The organism is Deinococcus sp., assembly GCF_018260405.1.
In the GTDB taxonomy this organism is placed as follows: Bacteria; Deinococcota; Deinococci; order Deinococcales; family Deinococcaceae; genus Deinococcus.
This window is the reverse complement of the sequence record NZ_JAGLBG010000251.1, coordinates 1-695: the sequence shown is the minus strand read 5'-3', so window position 1 is coordinate 695 and position 695 is coordinate 1. Positions and strand designations below refer to the sequence as shown.

1 protein-coding gene is annotated in these 695 nt (G+C 54.2%); it reads right to left on the bottom strand.

Translation table 11 applies throughout. The features are described 5' to 3' along the window. On the bottom strand, nt 1–695 hold a 695-nt coding region (locus tag QZ269_RS13395), incomplete at both ends, for a hypothetical protein (RefSeq protein WP_291427186.1).

Sequence of the window (695 nt, the reverse complement as noted above, 5' to 3'; positions counted from 1 at the left end):
GACGGGAGCGTCTCCGGACGATCGGAATTCCGGTAAGATGAGGCCGAGGGTCGCACCGGCAGGATCAGCAGCAGCGGCACCGGCAACAACAACAACAGCAGCAGCACCGGCAACAGCAGCAGCAGCAGTAGCATCATCAGCAGCTGCAGCATCCTCATCAGCAGCAGAATCGTCAACAACAGCAGCACCGACAACAACAGCATCATCAGTAGCAATAGCATCATCATCAGCAGCTGCAGTATCATCATCATCAGCAGCATCCTCATCAGCAGTAGAACCGGTAACAACTGCAGCAGCAGTAGCATCATTAGCAATATCAATAGCAGCATCATCATCATCTGCAGCAGCAGCAGCACCGACAACAGCAGCAGCAGCAGTAGCATCATTAGCAGCAGCATCATCATCATCATCAGGAGCAGCACCGACAATAGCATCAGCAGCAGCAGCCGTATCATCATCATCAGCATCAGCAGCACCGGCAGCAGCAGGAGCAGTAGCTTCATCATCATCAGCAGCAGCAGCAGGAGCAGTAGCTTCATCATCAGCAGCAGCAGCAGCAGCAGCAGCAGTAGCTTCATCATCATCATCATCAGCAGCAGCAGCAGCAGCAGTAGGCTTGGTTCGCTGGAAGACAGACTCGGAGGAGAGGCATTCGAGGGTTCCCCGTGCCAAGAGGAAGAGTTGGTCAGGAGAGG